The 16,369-nt window shown below is 47.5% G+C and carries 14 protein-coding genes; 1 reads left to right on the forward strand and 13 read right to left on the reverse strand.

The annotated features are described in order from the left end of the window. Nucleotides 1-44: 44 nt before the first annotated feature. The 10 genes from HPY27_RS17085 to HPY27_RS17130 all read right to left on the reverse strand — a co-directional run bounded on the left by HPY27_RS17085 (nt 45) and on the right by HPY27_RS17130 (nt 10,177). Nucleotides 45-2,057 carry a peptidoglycan D,D-transpeptidase FtsI family protein gene (locus HPY27_RS17085; protein WP_174225533.1) on the reverse strand — a complete coding sequence of 671 codons (2,013 nt, stop codon included), beginning with the start codon at nt 2,055-2,057 and terminating at the stop codon, nt 45-47. An 11-nt stretch (nt 2,058-2,068) separates the two neighbouring features. Further along, nucleotides 2,069-4,120 carry a penicillin-binding transpeptidase domain-containing protein gene (locus HPY27_RS17090; protein WP_174225534.1) on the reverse strand — a complete coding sequence of 684 codons (2,052 nt, stop codon included), beginning with the start codon at nt 4,118-4,120 and terminating at the stop codon, nt 2,069-2,071. A 170-nt stretch (nt 4,121-4,290) separates the two neighbouring features. Continuing rightward, the gene (locus HPY27_RS17095) at nt 4,291-4,983 is read right to left on the reverse strand and encodes an FHA domain-containing protein (RefSeq protein WP_173622991.1); all 693 of its coding nucleotides are present in this window, start codon (nt 4,981-4,983) and stop codon (nt 4,291-4,293) included. A gap of 228 nt (nt 4,984-5,211) precedes the next feature. After that, nucleotides 5,212-5,541, reverse strand: coding sequence for a cupin domain-containing protein (locus HPY27_RS17100; protein WP_173622990.1), 330 nt, complete (start codon nt 5,539-5,541; stop codon nt 5,212-5,214). A gap of 135 nt (nt 5,542-5,676) precedes the next feature. Beyond that, entirely contained in the window at nt 5,677-5,913 is a 237-nt protein-coding gene (locus HPY27_RS17105) for a hypothetical protein (RefSeq protein WP_069848545.1), read from the reverse strand. 95 nt (nt 5,914-6,008) lie between these two features. Further along, nucleotides 6,009-6,284, reverse strand: coding sequence for a DUF2277 domain-containing protein (locus HPY27_RS17110; protein WP_173620594.1), 276 nt, complete (start codon nt 6,282-6,284; stop codon nt 6,009-6,011). 115 nt (nt 6,285-6,399) lie between these two features. Next, nucleotides 6,400-7,383, reverse strand: a complete 984-nt coding sequence (locus HPY27_RS17115) for a helix-turn-helix transcriptional regulator (RefSeq protein WP_173622989.1) — start codon at nt 7,381-7,383, stop codon at nt 6,400-6,402. 133 nt (nt 7,384-7,516) lie between these two features. Beyond that, a complete protein-coding gene (locus HPY27_RS17120; protein WP_174225535.1) occupies nt 7,517-8,290 on the reverse strand; it encodes a GNAT family N-acetyltransferase in 774 nt (257 codons plus the stop codon). A 15-nt stretch (nt 8,291-8,305) separates the two neighbouring features. Then, nucleotides 8,306-9,199: an AEC family transporter gene (locus HPY27_RS17125; RefSeq protein WP_174225536.1), complete on the reverse strand. Its 894-nt coding sequence runs from the start codon at nt 9,197-9,199 to the stop codon at nt 8,306-8,308. A gap of 12 nt (nt 9,200-9,211) precedes the next feature. After that, the gene (locus tag HPY27_RS17130) at nt 9,212-10,177 is read right to left on the reverse strand and encodes a carbohydrate kinase family protein (protein ID WP_174225537.1); all 966 of its coding nucleotides are present in this window, start codon (nt 10,175-10,177) and stop codon (nt 9,212-9,214) included. A gap of 253 nt (nt 10,178-10,430) precedes the next feature. On the opposite strand from HPY27_RS17130, the gene HPY27_RS17135 reads away from it, so the two are divergent. Then, complete coding sequence (locus tag HPY27_RS17135) at nt 10,431-12,596, forward strand: insecticidal delta-endotoxin Cry8Ea1 family protein (protein WP_174225538.1); 2,166 nt, start codon at nt 10,431-10,433, stop codon at nt 12,594-12,596. 85 nt (nt 12,597-12,681) lie between these two features. On the opposite strand, the gene HPY27_RS17140 is transcribed toward HPY27_RS17135, so the two are convergent. From HPY27_RS17140 to HPY27_RS17150, 3 genes are read right to left on the reverse strand one after another with little or no spacing between them, the layout of a single operon-like run. Further along, nucleotides 12,682-13,665 (reverse strand): glutaminase, encoded by a 984-nt coding sequence (locus tag HPY27_RS17140; RefSeq protein WP_217368716.1) that lies wholly within the window; start codon nt 13,663-13,665, stop codon nt 12,682-12,684. 19 nt (nt 13,666-13,684) lie between these two features. After that, complete coding sequence (locus HPY27_RS17145) at nt 13,685-15,106, reverse strand: M20 family metallopeptidase (RefSeq protein WP_174225539.1); 1,422 nt, start codon at nt 15,104-15,106, stop codon at nt 13,685-13,687. Between the two features lie 25 nt (nt 15,107-15,131). Then, on the reverse strand, nt 15,132-16,364 hold the full coding sequence (locus HPY27_RS17150) for an MFS transporter (protein ID WP_173622984.1): 1,233 nt from the start codon (nt 16,362-16,364) through the stop codon (nt 15,132-15,134). Nucleotides 16,365-16,369: the final 5 nt, after the last annotated feature.

Here is a 16,369-nt window from a genome sequence, read left to right on the forward strand (position 1 = left end):
GCCCGAAGTAGATCCTCGACAGAACCACTTCGAACAGCCTATTTTTATCTCTTAAATCCGATATGCTTGTCATACACATCGTATACAGAACGTGAAATGATCGCAGCCGATCTTCCCCCATAACCACCCTCAGGAACGATTACGGCTACTGCCAGGACAGGATCGTCGACTGGGGCATACGAAATGCTCACACCATTCGTAATGCGGCGGTGCATTTTCCATCTCGTCTTTTTCTGTCCGGTTTTCTCATCTGTCACCGTCACCGGTACATAAATATCTTGCTCAGATGTTCCTGTCTTTGCAGCTACCTGAAACGGCATTCCTTCATACGCACGGACTGCCGTTCCCCCTGGCTTCGTCACCAGCACCATGCCTTGCTCTAGAATGTCCCAATATTTATCTGGGTGTGGAAAGGTACTCATGGTTTTTGGCGTGTACGTTTTCACCAGTTTTCCTTCTGCGTCTGTGATCTTATCTACCATCTGCGGCTGCAAACGAACGCCTTTATTCGCTAATGTCGCCGCAAACTGTGCCAATTGCATCGTCGTTGCCCGAACTTGCTGCCCGAAGGAAGCTTGCACCATCGCTGCTAATGGTCCATAGTTTTCATCCATCACCAAATAGTCTTCTTTGCCCTTGTTTTCATTCGGCAAATCCACGCCAGTCTGAACCCCTAACCCGAATGCGTGATAGTACGATTGCAGCACGGCCGCTGACTCTTTTCCTTTTCGGCGGGACAATTCCTCCCCGATTCTCGCCATGTACGTATTCGATGACTTTTGCAGGGAAATCGCAGGGGTAATCATGCCATGCGCTTTGGAACTGTCGTTCTTAATCCGATCTGTTCCACGTCCATAGTGATACACCCCTCCATCATTCCAGCGATCGGAGGGAGAGATGATACCTTCCTGCAAACCAAGCAATACCGTAATCGGCTTGAGGACAGACCCTGATGGCACAATGGAACCCGGATGCTTGTACCCCTCCTGGATGGCCGCCTCGCCCGTTAATGGCCGCGTATCGTATGGCGCTTCCCGAATCGTCCCATTCGTCACCACCAGCTTGATCTCGTCATACGTTTTTTGATCCGGCCCCTCAATCCATACGTTTGGATCGTATTCCGGATAACTGACCATCGCGACGACCTTGCCTGTCTTGACCTCGACTGCCACGACGTACGCTCCCTTTGCTGCCCTCGCCTCAGGGATGGATGCACGCATCTTCGGAAGAAACTCTCGAATCGAATCCCGGATATCTAGCTGGACCCGTTGATCAATGGTGAGATACACATGATTGCCTGGGACGGACGGAACTTCCTCCACTTGCTTGACAACTGTCTGATTTGCTGCGACCTCATACATCCGGTAACCATTGCTCCCGCGAAGCTCTTTTTCGTAAGATAGCTCAATCCCATCGAACCCAACTAACTGGTTCGGCAAATACCGCGTGCTCTCATCCTTGTAGGAGGCGAGCTTCACATTTTCAGCAATATGAAAGGGCCGGACATACCCGACCGCCTGTACGGCGATTTGCTTGGGATCGTATTTCCTGATCGGTTTTGTCACCACTTCAATCCCCGGCAAATCGCCGCGATGCTCACCCAGCACTGCGATTTCTTTATCTGTCAAATCCACCTTCAACTCTTTTTCCAAATAACGCGGCAATTGTCGTGCCGCTTCCACATAATTGCCTTTCTCGTAGGCATAGCCGACATCCATCTTTTTTAACAGCGTGGCCTTGTCGACGCTCAGTAATTTCTCCAGCTTTTCCACCAGGGCAAAGTACGCTTTCTTCCCCATGACCTCTTGTTCACGGAAGACAGCGAGATGGGAAGGCCGACTTTCGGCAATGACATACCCGTTGCGGTCATAAATGTTTCCTCGCATAGCGGAAATGTAATCTTTTTTATACGATCTATCTGCCAGCTCATTTGCATAATCGCTCCCTTGCTGGATTTGGATTTGCGCTAATCTCAAAATAATTGCCACAAACATAAGGAATACGACGATATAGACGATTTGCAGTCGTTTTAAACGATCACTTTTTGCTTCCTTCATACTTACTCTCCCTACTCTTTCAGTACCTTCGTGAAAATCCGTTTGATACGTGCATCGAGTACATGACTGCCACCCCGACCACGGACATCTTCGATCATCATGGTAACCAGCAAACGCGGATCATCTACATTAAAAACGGCGTACCATCCGTTTTCCAACCCGATCTCGCCCTTTTTCTGTTTCAGCTCAGCTGTTCCAGTCTTGCCCGCCATGCGAATACCAGGCACCCGTGCTCCTCGTCCAGTGCCGCGCGGGTCTTCCATAACCTGTATCAAATGCTGCTTCACCGTGCTCGCCACATCAGCAGGTATGACATTCGTCTTCCAATACCCGCCTTTTTTGTCTTCCTGCAACAGTGATGGATAAATGATATTTCCGTCATTTGCAAAAGCACTGTACACCAACGCGAGGTGTAGCGGTGTCATCGTTACCTCGCCCTGACCGTAACCGGAGTCTGCCAATTGAATCTCGTTTTTGAAACTGTCGTTATACAGCTTCGATTTGTCCAGTGGATATGGAATCGGGAGAGCTTCATGGAATCCAAACAACTCGCTCTTTTTCACGAATGGCTCCTCCCCCATGGAGAGCGCCGCTTTCGCAAAATAAATATTGTCGGAGTACACCAATGCTTTTTCCAAATTGACAGGTCCCCCGTAATCGCTGACCCGCGTTACCTCGTATCCACCCCAGGACGCATCCTTTTGCCAATGCAGTCCACGGACGTGGATACTGTCCGTAGGGGTAATCGCTTTTGACGCAAGTCCAATCGCTGCCGTAATCGGCTTGAAGGTGGAGCCCGGCGCAAACCCGCGCGCGAATCGATTGAGAAGCGGCTTTTGCGGGTTTTCATTCATTTGCTTCCATTCTGTTGCCGACATACCAAGCACAAACGCATTCGGATCAAAGGACGGAGAATTGACGAGGGCCAGTATTTCCCCAGTCTTTGGTGAAATTGCCGCTGCCGTGCCTGCTTCGTTTTTCAGCTCTTGGTAAATCGTCTTTTGTACTTCAGCATCTATGGTTAATGCCAGTGGCTGTCCTTGCTTGGCGAAGCGTTCCGCCACGGTCTTTTTTTCCGTACCATCTGCATCCGTAATGACGATACGCCCACCTGCACTCCCTCTTAGCTGCTCCTCAAAAATCTGTTCCAGTCCTGATTTGCCAATCACATCAGACGTTTTATAGCCCTGATCCTTTCGCTTCTCGTACTCTTCCTGACTGATCGCTCCTACATAGCCAACCAGATGGGCAGTCGCGTCCTGATAAGGATAGTAGCGGACTTTCTTTTTGTGCAATTTGAGCCCTTCTGTTTTCTCTAATTGTTTGATGCGTGCATCGTCCTGCGGCAGTGTGGCGATCCGGATAAACTTGGTCGACTTTCCTGTCGTAGCTTGGACCTTCGAGGTGAGGTCATCCAACGGAATGTGCAAAAGCTTGCTGACCTCCATTTTCCCGGTCTGGGAAGCCTGGCTCCATTCTCCCGGATTTATCCCGATATCTACCACGACACGCTCTGTTGCCAATGGACGCCCTGCCCGATCCGTGATTTCACCTCGTTTGGGATACACCGTATTGGCTCTTACTTTGTCCCCTTCTTTCATTTCTGGAAGAATAAAAGAAGGATTCCAATGAATGTACCAGTCCTCCAAGTCATTCTGCGTTTCTTTGACAAGCGTTGCTTTCCCTGTAAAGGAAATCGGTTCAATGAACGTTTCCATCGTCAGCCGGTAATGAAAGTTGATCTGCCCATCCTCCCCTAGGATGACGTCGCCATTGTACATCGGCTCGACCGCAATCGCTTTGGCCTCGATTCCACCGTAAATGTTTTGGTAACGCGAAACGAATTCATCTTTACTAATGGTCTTTTTTGTATGTAAAGAAAGCTGCTCGTACATGTCAGAGAATTTCTGTTCTCTCCACTTTGTCGTATACGCGGTGAATGCTGCCTTTGCCCTCTCGCCATCCGACTGCGTGGTGTCCTTCCAAAAGTCCCAGAAAAGATAGAAAAACCCTGAAAGAACAATGACAAAAACCGTCCAAAATACTATCCATGTCTTTTTCACTAGTCGTTCACCTTCCCTATCACACGATATTACAGTCGGGTACCATAATATATGGAAAAAATATGATGGCAAGATGAGACTATTCTCATAGGACGATGATAAGTGTCAGACAGTTACATCAAATGCAAAAAAAACACAGGAAATTCATCCTGTGTCTGTCGTACTGCTTACTATTCTTCCCACATGTAACCGAAGCGCGGGATCGTGGTGACGTTCTCACCATATCTGCCCAGCCGCTTACGCAAGCGATAAACGAGAGCGTTGATCTCGGCTCGCCCAACATCTGGGACGCTGCTCTCCGCATTCAGCAACCGCTCCGGCCAGACCAGTACCATGATTTCATCATAGCTGACCGCCTGATTCGCACGTTGGTACAGAAGCATGAGCAAGTCCATATCTTTTCCGGTCAAATGGATTCTCGCACCATCGAGACGAATTTCTCTGCGTTCCAGATTGATGACCAAGCCGGAAGTGGAGGTAGTTTCTTTTGGAATCATCAAAGGAAATGAGAACTCCCGCGTCACATCCATCTCGCTACCCTCTGCGAAAAATATCATCTCTACCACGCCTCTAGCCAGCGTAATATGATCACCGTGATAAAGAAAATGCGGTGCTTGCTGTATCGGCATTCCGTTCACTTCTGTCCCGTGCTTGCTTTGCAAATCTGAAATCGTATATTGGCTATTGATTTTCCGTATCACTGCATGCCTTCTGGAAATATACGGACTAGAAAAAGCAATGTCTGGTTGTAATTGATTGCCTCGTCTCCCAATCGTACACTCTTCCTTATGTAGAAACTGACGCTTCTGAAGCTGCTCGGGGTCTCCTTTTTTAATCAATACATATATGCCGTCGTCCAACATTCATCACCTCGAAAAGAGTTGGAGCTATCTGTATTTATTACATAGTAAATTACGCATAAGTCAACACTTTTTTCTATGAGCCGAAGCTCAAAAAGCAATCTTTTTGAACATATATTAATAGCAAAAAAGCCACCAATTGTCCAGCCTACGAAAGTGACCGGTCGATTGACAGCTCTATATCATCACTATCCGCGAACGAATAGCGCTCGATTTTCTATGTTGATCGTCTTAGGAGCAGCGCTTGAGAGCAGCAAATTTTTTCGGTTCAATCGCCAGTAGATGACAATCGCCATTCGGGATAAACAGCTTGTAGGAAACTCCCTTTGGCACAACAATAAACTCTCCGGCTTCCACCCATATATTACGCTCGTGGTACATCAGCAGCAGTCTGCCTTTGACGACAAACAGCAGTTCATCTTTCTGGTCATTTTGTTGCCAAGGATACTCACCTTGCAGCTTCTCTAGCGTAATAGACGTATCATTCATCTCTCCGACAACCAGAGAGCCCCAGGAATCTTGCAAGCGTGATAGATGTTGTGCGACGTTCACTTTCTCCATGATGATCCTCTCCCCTTTGCACTCTACGATAATATAATTTGCAGGAGAGAGACATAGTAGCGAAATGATAAATCATCTCATAAGAAGATGATAAGATGCTGAAATTTCTGACTGAACAGAGGATAGTGCCATAAATTAATCAGAGAAGTCCCGAAACAGTACATCCAACTCCTTCTCGTCGTACATGTCACCGTCACTTATAAATTTTTCGATCTCTATCGTACCGTCCTCCATCATCTCGATCTCCCATCTTTGACCAGGGACAGCTACCTCAATCATGATGCTTTCGCTCCTAATTTTACTCAAGCGATAAAAAATATGCCGCTCCTCCAATTTGTTTAGCAAATCGTTCAACTCATGTAACCGCTCCATAGGCTCACCCCCGTATTGATTTTCCTGCATAAGAAAAATGGGCAGTCGCCCTAATGGACTGCCCCTAGAATAGACTGTTTGTCTTTATCGTCTCACTACTCTGTCGTGCCAAACCGTTTGGCGTTTCTCGCGCGAGCACGCTCGATTTCGACTTCTCGATTGCGTGGCTCTGCATTCGTCACCAGCGAATCCAAGAGATTTTTCGCAACATCGGAGACCTCTTGGACCGCGCGGTGAAAAGCCTCTTCATTTGCCTTCGAAGGCGTGTTGAAGCCCGAGAGCTTTCGCACGAATTGCAGGGCTGCTGCTTCAATCTCATCTTCTGTCGCGGGTGGATCGAAGTTGAACAAGGTTTTGATGTTTCGGCACATCGCTTACACCTTCTGTTCCCTTTTTTGTATCATTCTACTATACGTGATCGATGAATCCTAGATGAGAGGAAACGGAGTGAGGATGACGAATTTCACGGTTTGGCGGATTGTAATACTAGCCGAATCTCCCCCGCTTCACTTCGGAAGGATTACATCCATACTGCTTGCGAAACGCCTCGGAGAAATGACTGAAGTTGGAGAATCCTACGATGAGTGCAACCTCACTGACATTCAGATTCCCCTCCCGCAGCAGTCCAAGCGCTTTTTCCAAACGCCTTTCCCGCAAATAGGCAAATACACTCGTCCCGAACTCTTCTTTGAAGCCGATCTTCAGCTTGTATTCATTGAGCTGTGCCATACGCGCCAGTTCAATCAGAGAAGGCGGAGACTCCATATTTTCGAGTAGAATGTCACGGGCGTTGTGAATCTTTTCCCGATCACTCCGGGATAACTGTGACCTCGGTCGATTCTCTTCCCGCTCGAACAAAAACGTATCCAGCGCCGACGACACAATCTCAAGAATCTTGCCTTCCGTATGCAATCTCCGCAACTTCAAATGGGAGGATGAAAAATCGTTCAACTGCTGGAGCATCCGAGCCATATTCGGTTGCAACGGCATCCGAAACAGACGATAGGCCTGATTGCCAAGCAGTCCTTGAAACGAATACGCTGCTCCCACATCGCTTTCCGCCACCCATTCATTAAATTGCTCCACGGAAATACCTATGCCAACAGATCGATGAGGAACATCTGCCCGGTACATAAAATGCGCATGAAAGTCGTTCATCAATTGAAGGGAACAGCTCCCAGGCAAAAACTCGTGCTGACTTCCCGAAACGACGAACTCCCCACTCCCCTCCAAGCAAAAGCTGAGCTCCACCATGGCTGCCTGCGACTGTAAATCCATGACGCGGTTTTCCTGAAGGGAGTAGCTGGATTCGACCAGCTCCAATCCCGGTCGAGGAATCACTCTCCGAAAGTAGCCATCATTATTCGTCAGTGTATACCGATTCGCTTCGGACACAATGCGATCACTTTGTGTAGAGGGCAATGCATTAATATAGCTATCGTATATGGAATGTACAGTTGCTTGATCCATGACCTTCTCCCTGCCTAACCATACGTAGGATAATTTTGCAAATGATTCTTATTCTCATAATAGTGACACAGGCGACTATCTGCAACTACAAAAGCTGCCCTCAGAGCAATGGGCAGCTTCCTTTTCCACGATACTATTTATACTCAAAAAAACATGGATAAGTATAGGCGAGAAATTCAAAGCCTTTTTTCTCCAGAATCGGTCGGCTCATCGGACTCGCATCCACCATCAAAAGCGGATACCCACGCTCGTGCGCTACTTGTACCCGTATCGCTACGAGTGCCGTATAGTAGCCTTTATTCCGGTAAGCAGGCAGCGTTGAGCCTCCCCACAGACTGCCAAAGGACGTCCCCTCATGTAGATACATCCACGCTGCGCTCACCGCTTGATCGCCACTGTATGCCGCGTACACGAGAAGGTGCTTAGGATCTTCGGCCAAATCCTTTTTCAATCTCGCGGCCATCTCCGGATTCGCACTGCCCCATACTTGCTCTTCCAGTTGCATAATGTCATCGATGCCTGCCGAATTGGTGATTTGGCGAATCTCAGGAGGAATGCTACGGCTTCGCATGTCCTCTGCTTGCGCCACATCCATGACCAACAGCGCTTCTTCCTCTCCTGTTGTAAAACCATGCGCCTCCAACCGTTCGAGCAGATTCGCAGGCTGATCATAATCAAACAGCTTCCATTCAAAAGACTGTTGAAGGCTTGAGAAATACTCGATTTCGCGTGCGATGAGCTCCTCTGCATTTGCCTCAGACATTCGGGAAAACAAGACTGTTCCCGGCTCATCTGAGAGAGAGACGTGGCGAACAATATGCTCGGTCTCTTCGCGTCGAACATTCGGATAGTTCATCTCCACTCTCATCTCTTGATCGTACAGTCGTAGTAACTCTTGTTTGTGCATGTTTATTCCTCCTATTTAGTGCAAAATGTTCAGCAAAAACGTTAATGTACCTATACTGATCACCGTCGTAACCAACACGCTGCTGGAGACGAATTGTGGACGCATGTTGAATTGGATCGCATAGATCGCAGTAGTTGCGGCAGAAGGCATGGCTGCCAGAACGACCAGCACCTTTTGCAGCAGCGGATCAATCGGGAATAACAGACAGATGAGGTACGCCAAAAGCGGTGACGCCACCAACCGAATGACACTCGCAGCACTGAGTCCCTGCCACTCTAGCGCTTTGGTAGATACATTGGCGAGCTGCATGCCCAAGATGAGCATCACAACTGGAATCGCCGCCTGTGCAACGAGATCAATCGCCTGATAGTAGCTTTGCGGGATGACGATTTGCAGCTGTTGCAGCAAAATCGCGAGAACCACAGCGTAATTGGATGGCTGCTTGAAGATCGCCTTGACGGCCGTCCCCATCCCATTCCCGCCTCGGGAGGCAAAATACACGCCGAATACGCCCATCATGATCGAATGGAAAACCATAATTTGCACCGCATACGTAAAGCCAGCCTCTCCGAAAGCGAACAAAATAATCGGCGTCCCGTAGTTGCCACTGTTCATGAAGGCGGTCGCGAGCATCAGTGCGCTTTCCTGTTGTTTGTCGTATTTGAACAATCGTGCCGTCAACTGCGTAATCACAACGAGAGCAGCCAGCAGAAGCAGCGAAATCACGACGATATAAAATAATTGCAAGTCGAGCTGTGTTTTGTAAAAGGTACGAAAAACGAGCGCCGTCGACAAGATGTAAATCGCCAGGGAAGAGATCCGCTTCAAATCCATTTTGAAAATGCGCTGCAAAATATAGCCACTAAGAAAAATGAGCAGGACAGGCAGGATGACCTCCACAAATATCATGATTCTTCCCTCCTACCGTGCTGCTTCCATGAAGCTTTTGACCTCAGACAGCGTAGGCATGGCGGGAATGGCACCTGATCTCGTTGTCGTGAGCGCACCTGCGGCATTGGCGAAGCGAACCATGCCCTCTAACGTGGCTTGTGGGATATCCAGCATACTTTCTCCCGCCTCAAGAAGCTGATAGAGCAGCGCGCCCACAAACGCGTCTCCCGCTCCAGTCGTATCGATCGCGGTTACTGGAAATCCACCGACTGTACCGAATTGATTTCGTGTGCGGTAAAAGCACCCCTTTTCCCCCAACGTGACAAAAACAGCTTGCAGATCATATTGCGCAAGCATCCACGCTGTCGCTTCCACGACGTCCTCGCTCCCCAAGAGAAAAGCCAGCTCTTCCTCGGAAAGCTTGACGATATCAGCCTGCGCCATTCCTTTGAGGGCCATAGCCTTCGCTTCCTCCAGATCAGCCCATAAGGACGCTCGAATATTCGGGTCAAATGAAAGGAGCCGCTGATGCTTTTTCGCGTATTCGACTGCTTTCCAGGTTGCTGATCTGGCTGGCTCTTGCGTCAAAGACAACGTACCAAAATGAAAAATGGCTGCCTGTGCAATCAGCGCCTCGTTCACGTCTTGCTCCCGCAGCATCATGTCTGCACCCGGATTGCGGTAAAAGTGAAAAGAACGATCGCCTGTCTCATCGAGATGGACAAACGCCAACGTCGTAGGCGCTTCCTCCGTGAGTACGAGACCTTCTGTGCCAATATTCTGTCGGTTCAAGGTCTGTTGTAAAAACCGCCCAAACACATCGTTTCCCACCGCACCGATAAAGGAAGTCCGCTTCCCAAAGCGCGACAAAGCGGCAAGTACATTGGCAGGTGCTCCTCCAGGGTTTTGCTCAAATGCAGCGCTGCCTGGCTTTTCCTTCTGCTGTACAGGTGTAAAATCAATCAATAACTCGCCACATGCAACCACATCTACCATGTTGATTTCCTCCGATGACCGTGATAGCTCCAGTATGTCACAGGTTCTTTTTTTTGCCAATGAAAGCCAGCGACTGTATGTTGCTGTTTGCGTATGGGATTGGAGTCACTTTGTCTATTTTCCAACGAAAGATTGCTATCGGAATGCATCGAAGTCCTATTAAAGCGGAAACTATACGAATATATACCGAAATGTTAAAATTAGGAAATTAGCCAACGTATTTTTTATTTATGAAAGAAGGGGGAATTATGCAATGCAGGAAAAAAACCTTTTATCAACTGGTCCTTATAACACACTATCGACATCTGCTTATCAACAGTTGAACAATCTATCTAACAAAGCAGACGGATTGGATTGGGAGCAATTATTAAAAGATGTTTGGCATGATGTTTACAATGGACAAATTACACAAGATTACCTTCTGCTTGCAACAGACAATAATATCGATTATCGTGCCTTAGTCACGACTATATTAAGCTATGCTTCTTCCTTTGTTCCTTTTGTAGGGCCTGTAATAGGCTTTTTTATTCCTATTATGGATTTAATTTGGCCCCCCTCACAACCCGATTTATTTGATATTTTGCGTCAGCAGATTCAAGATTTAATTAACCAAGCGTTAACAACAGACACATTGAACAAATTAGAGGCACTGCTACAAGGTTGGAAAAATGAACTAGATGCTTTAGCTACAGAAGTCAAGAATTTAACCGATCCGAAGACCTCCACTATAGGGAGCACAGTTAATACGATTCACCTCCAATTCGTTCATGATATACCCCAATTTACACTAAAAGACTATGCAGCTTATGCACTTCCTTTATATGTTCAAGCAGCAACCATGCATCTAGGCCTTTTAAAGGAGGCCATTTCTAAACAAACAGATTGGGGAATTAGTGATTCAGATAAAACTAACTTTCTAACTTATCTAAAACAGTGGATCGTGAAGCATAGCGAGAATGTTCGTACTCTTTTTACAACAGGGTTACAAAACATACAGGACGATAAATCTAGTCAAATTAGTACCGCTGGCTTTATCTACACGTCAACATTATATGGGTTTGATATTGCTGCATTATGGCCTACTTTTGATAAATGGCCTACTAATGACAGTCCGGAAGTTTACTCGGCACAAACAGATATAGAACAAACGAGATTCTTATTTTCTGATCTAGTAGGAAGGTTTGATTGGAGAGGCTATCCATCCGCTGGTGATCCAAGTACGTACCTGTATGGAAATTTCCCTGGTGAACTGACTCAAATTTCAACGAGAACATGGGATCGAGTGGATCAGATTCAACAAGTATTAGATAGAGGATACAATCAATCACAAACATATACTTACGGCGGTTCCGGTGGAGCTGCAAATGACCCTATCAACATATCAAGAGACAATCCTTTAATTGGAGTAACACCACGGGTTATGAGTCCGTATGTTGGAATCATGATGGATTTTGCAGATGGGACTAGTATTACCAATGGAGGAGAATATGGATATGACAAGAGGGTTGTAGCACCTGATAACCATAAAGTTCATTTTGTCTTTCCATGGACAGATGAGCTGGGTGGCCAAGATGCAGTGATAAATGCCTTTGTTTTCAAAAATCTATATTCCGAAAATGTCATAGGCCAATCAGATCCAACAACAGGAGTAGTTACGATTAAAGGAATTCCAGCTGAAAAAGGTTATATTGAGGATGGGAGCTCACTTAACGTTGTACAGGAAAGATTGAACGGGACCAACGCGGTTCAACTTCCACTGGGACCTTCCCTCATTGTACCTATTACAAATAAACTAGCTGGTCAGTATCACATTCGTGTACGTTATGCAAACCCTTCAGATTCAAGCATTGATATTTGGCAATCAGTTAATGCAGGAAATCAGAGTCTTCAAGGCGGTAATTTTACATTTCCAAGTACCAAAAACGTTCAAGATCAAGGATACGTGCCAGGACAAAATGGAAACTATAGGTTGCTTACAATATCTCTTCCTGATCCTATCTCCCTACCTTTAGGAGAGATCGATGTACGTCTCGGACAATACACCAGTCAAACGCAGGGTAATCTGTTTATTGATCGGATTGAGTTTGTTCCAGTTCAAACTCCTGTAAATTTATTTTCAGGCCCATACTACCTTTATGCTCCGGATGGTTATCCTTTTTCACAAACTCTTTGGAATGGTAATACAATTAACAGCCGTATTTCTATAGCAGGAACCGCAAATTCTTCTAGTGAACCAGCGGTACTCCAATTTTATCAAGATTCAACATTGCGAAAAGAAATTCCTATACCTGGTTCAGGTCAAAATTACAATTATCCTAATACATCCATTCCAAATGGTTTTAATAAAATTGTACTTCACACAAACCAAAGTGCTGGTAAAGGAATAAGAGGAACAATGACAATTTCCTTGAGTAATTAGTTGTTTATAAATGAATCAAGGTACAATGGACAAAAAGAAATGGCTAAAGATCCAGACATGATCTGTGATCTCTAGCCATTTCTTTTTAATAGATCGTCAAATCCCACGCACTTGCCATATGCTTGAGCAGCGCTACCCCTGCTACGCTGTTTCCGTACTGGTCAATAGCAGGGCCATACACACCGATTCCGCAGCCGCCAGCAAAAGGCAGCTCCCCAGAACGCCCACGCGGAGGGACGGCAACCATAATGCCTCCTGACACGCCGCTTTTCGCTGGCACACCCACAAAAGCAGCAAAATTGCCGGAAGCGTTGTACATGCCACATGTAACCATCAGTGCTTTGGTCACGCGAGCCAGCTCTTTTTCGAAAAGCTGTTCCTTGCGTACCGGATCATAGCCATCATGCGCCAGGATCAAGCCAATTTTCGCGATGTCCTCTGCCGTTACCTCGAGTGAGCATTGCCGGATGTACACGTCCAAAGCATCCTCTACCGGACAGGCCAAAAAGCCAGTAGCTGCGAGATAGTAGGCGAGGGAGCGATTGCGGTTGGCTGTTTGCCACTCGGAGTGATAGACTTCCTCGTTGATCTGATGCTTGCGTCCTGTCATGCCCTCGACCATGTCTTGAAAAGAGCGAAATTTTTCCTGGACTCCGTTCCCCTGCAACAAGGAAGACACCGTAATGGCTCCCGCATTGATCATGGGATTAAAAGGCCTTCCTGGCTTGTGCATTTCCAGCCGAACCATCGAATCAAATGCGTCTCCAGTAGGCTCTACATCCACCTGCTCCAATACATTTGCAATCCCGTGGTGCTTACATGCTGCCAGAAAGCTGATGACTTTGGAAATGCTTTGCAGGGTGAAAGGAGCATCGTAGTTGCCAGCCCTGCTAATTTGTCCATCTGGTCCCATCACACAAATCCCTAGCTGTGTCGGGTCAGCCTCTTTCAAAGCAGGGATATATGCAGCGCATTTGCCCTTACAGGACTCCCCGCGATATTGCTCGATCCATTGTTCCAAGCAGTCTGTCTCGATCGTTCTTGTTTGCTGCGCCACTTGTCTAACCAACTTCCTTTTCACCTTCGATTTACGCTTTTTGAGGTGGTTGAACATCGTCCGGAATGAGCGAGAAGTATTCTTCCCCTTCCAAACGTTCCTGCAATTCGGCTTTTGCCTGTTCAATCAGTGCCGGGTTTTCCATTGCCTCGATTGCTGTAGCAGCCATAACTTTACCTGCTTGCAGCATCCCTTTGTGTGCAATTGGCATAGCCCCCTGCGAGACGACCTGCCACGTATGGAAAGGCGTTCCCAGTGCCCAGCATGTCGTCATGCATTGCATCGTCGGAACCTGCCAGCTGACATCTCCCACGTCCGTAGACCCAGCAAGCGTAAACTCGTGCGTAGAAAGTGGCCCGATCACATCCGCAATCGCTTTGTCCTTCAGTTGCTTCGCTGTTTCACGATCCAACCCGAACAACGAAGCCCTCATATCCTCGGCTGTTAACGTTGCCTGAATTTGTTTGGCATATTGCTGATCTGCTTCATCGTACGTAGGCACGCCGACTTCAACCAGATTTTTGTGCATGAGCTTCGCCAATACCGTATTCGGCACCAGATCAGAAGCTGTCCCCTCAAACACCGCTTCCATGGTGGTTCCCGTCATCAAGGCGGCTCCTCGTGCGATGTCGTAAACTCTTTCATACAGTTCCTTCACTTGCTGCTTTTTCGGAGCGCGAATCAAGTACACGACCTCTGCAAACGGCTGGACGACGTTTGGCGAAATTCCGCCTGTATTCGTAATCGCGTAGTGAACCCGTGCTTCCGGAATCATATGCTCTCTCATGTAGTTCACGCCGACATTCATCAGTTCGACCGCATCCAACGCACTTCGTCCCAAATGCGGTGCTGCTGCTGCATGTGCGCTTTTTCCGTGGAACTGAAAACGAACAGAGTAATTCGCAAGCGAGCTGATGTTCATGATGCTTGGCGCTGTCGCAGGATGCCAGGAGAGCGCAAAATCTACGTCAGCAAACATGCCTGCCCTAGCCAAATACGCTTTCCCAGAGCCAGCTTCTTCAGCTGGACACCCGAAATAACGGACCGTTCCTGTTAAGCCTGTTTTCTCCATGTAATCTTTAACAGCAACCGCTGCTGCCAGCGCGCCGGCACCTAAGAGATTATGTCCACATCCATGCCCATGACCATCAGTCACAATCGGATCATGGTTGATCGCGCCTTTTTTCTGGCTCAAACCTGCCAGTGCGTCGTACTCGCCCAGGATGGCTACGACAGGCTTGCCGTTTCCAAAGCTGGCAACAAAGCCAGTCCCCAGTCCAGCGATTCCTTTCTCCACTTCAAAGCCCTCTGCTGCCAAAGCTTGACACAAGTACTCGGCAGAACGATGCTCCTCGAAGTAAATTTCTGGTGTTTCCCAAATTTTATCGCTAACGCAAATAAGCGCGTCTCTTTTTTGTTCAATTAACGCAGAAATGATCTCGGTTCTGTTCATTTCATACGCTCCTTTCTCTAAGTGTTCAGGCGGATGCACTGTCGGCGTTTTGCTGCAACAGCTCGCCTTTTTCATAGTTCAACGATAATAGTGCGCCAATGCAAATGACCGCGAAGCCGATCAGCATCCAGAACGCTGCATCAAATGAACCGTTAAACGCTTCTACAATAAAACCAATCGCCATTGGCGTGATAAAGCCAGCTAGCTGTCCACCTGTATTCACGATGCCCATCCCTGTTCCCGCTACGGCAGCCGGAAGATTTTTCAGGACAACAGATGGCAACAGAATGATCACAAAGGAAAGGAACAGCGACACAATTGCTTGGTACGTAATAAACATCGTCACGCTCGAAGCGGTAAACATGAAGTACAAGAGCACTGCGACTACCACACAGGAGAGACTTCCAATAATTTTTTCGCGACCTTTTGGCAGCTTGTCCAGTACATAGCCGCTCACATAAATACCGACCAACGTAGCGAAGCCTGGAATCGTTTGCAGCCAGCCGAGCGAAATCATATCCAGTCCGCGTACCTTGCTCAAGTAAGTCGGCATCCAGGTTACGAGACCCCAGTTTACTGCATAAATGCTAAAGTAAGCGATTAACAGACTCCATAGCAAAGGCGTTTTTAACAACAAGGACACGGAGCTTTTTGGTTGCTCGGAGCCATTCATTGTATTCGTTGTAGACTCATCTTGCGGAAGTTTAATATGGCGCCAGTACAGGAAAGCAATCACGGCACCAACTGCACCAATGACGACGAACATGGTTCGCCAGCCCATATTTTGAATCATCCAAACGGATAAAATCGGGGAGAAAAGCCCAACAATGGCACTAGAGGAGAGCATCACAGACATTGCTCGCGAGCGTTCCTTTACAGGAAAAATCGTGGCGATAATCTTCGAGCTGGCTGGTTGGAAGCCACCTTCACCAATCCCGAACAGAAAGCGGATAAGGATCATCGAAGCCAAAGACCAAGCAGCTCCGGTCAATCCTGTAAAAATAGACCACATGACAACGGATGCGATGAGTACTTTCCTGGAACCAAACCGGTCTGCCAGCCAGCCTCCAGGCATTTGCATGAGTGCATAGCCAGCAAAAAAACTACTGAGCAATAATCCCGTGGATGAAGCACTAAGCTGCAAGTCTTCTGTGATCGACAAAATGGCATAGTTCATAACGTATCGATCCAGGTTCCCTAATGCCCAGCCCAAAAAGAGTAGCGCTAAAATCCAGTTTCTCGTGCGTGCTGATACCATATGTG

The sequence above is a fragment of the Brevibacillus sp. HB1.1 genome, assembly GCF_013332445.1.
Classification (GTDB): Bacteria; Bacillota; Bacilli; order Brevibacillales; family Brevibacillaceae; genus Brevibacillus; species Brevibacillus porteri.

Bases quoted from the DNA above. Each gene is read 5' to 3' on its own strand.
- HPY27_RS17125 (WP_174225536.1), bottom strand. From the start codon at position 9,199: ATGATATTTGTGGAGGTCATCCTGCCTGTCCTGCTCATTTTTCTTAGT.
- HPY27_RS17120 (WP_174225535.1), bottom strand. From the start codon at position 8,290: ATGCACAAACAAGAGTTACTACGACTGTACGATCAAGAGATGAGAGTG.
- HPY27_RS17110 (WP_173620594.1), bottom strand. From the start codon at position 6,284: ATGTGCCGAAACATCAAAACCTTGTTCAACTTCGATCCACCCGCGACA.
- HPY27_RS17130 (WP_174225537.1), bottom strand. From the start codon at position 10,177: ATGGTAGATGTGGTTGCATGTGGCGAGTTATTGATTGATTTTACACCT.
- HPY27_RS17115 (WP_173622989.1), bottom strand. From the start codon at position 7,383: ATGGATCAAGCAACTGTACATTCCATATACGATAGCTATATTAATGCA.
- HPY27_RS17100 (WP_173622990.1), bottom strand. From the start codon at position 5,541: ATGGAGAAAGTGAACGTCGCACAACATCTATCACGCTTGCAAGATTCC.
- HPY27_RS17135 (WP_174225538.1), top strand. From the start codon at position 10,431: ATGCAGGAAAAAAACCTTTTATCAACTGGTCCTTATAACACACTATCG.
- HPY27_RS17095 (WP_173622991.1), bottom strand. From the start codon at position 4,983: ATGTTGGACGACGGCATATATGTATTGATTAAAAAAGGAGACCCCGAG.
- HPY27_RS17150 (WP_173622984.1), bottom strand. From the start codon at position 16,364: ATGGTATCAGCACGCACGAGAAACTGGATTTTAGCGCTACTCTTTTTG.
- HPY27_RS17085 (WP_174225533.1), bottom strand. From the start codon at position 2,057: ATGAAGGAAGCAAAAAGTGATCGTTTAAAACGACTGCAAATCGTCTAT.
- HPY27_RS17105 (WP_069848545.1), bottom strand. From the start codon at position 5,913: ATGGAGCGGTTACATGAGTTGAACGATTTGCTAAACAAATTGGAGGAG.
- HPY27_RS17145 (WP_174225539.1), bottom strand. From the start codon at position 15,106: ATGAACAGAACCGAGATCATTTCTGCGTTAATTGAACAAAAAAGAGAC.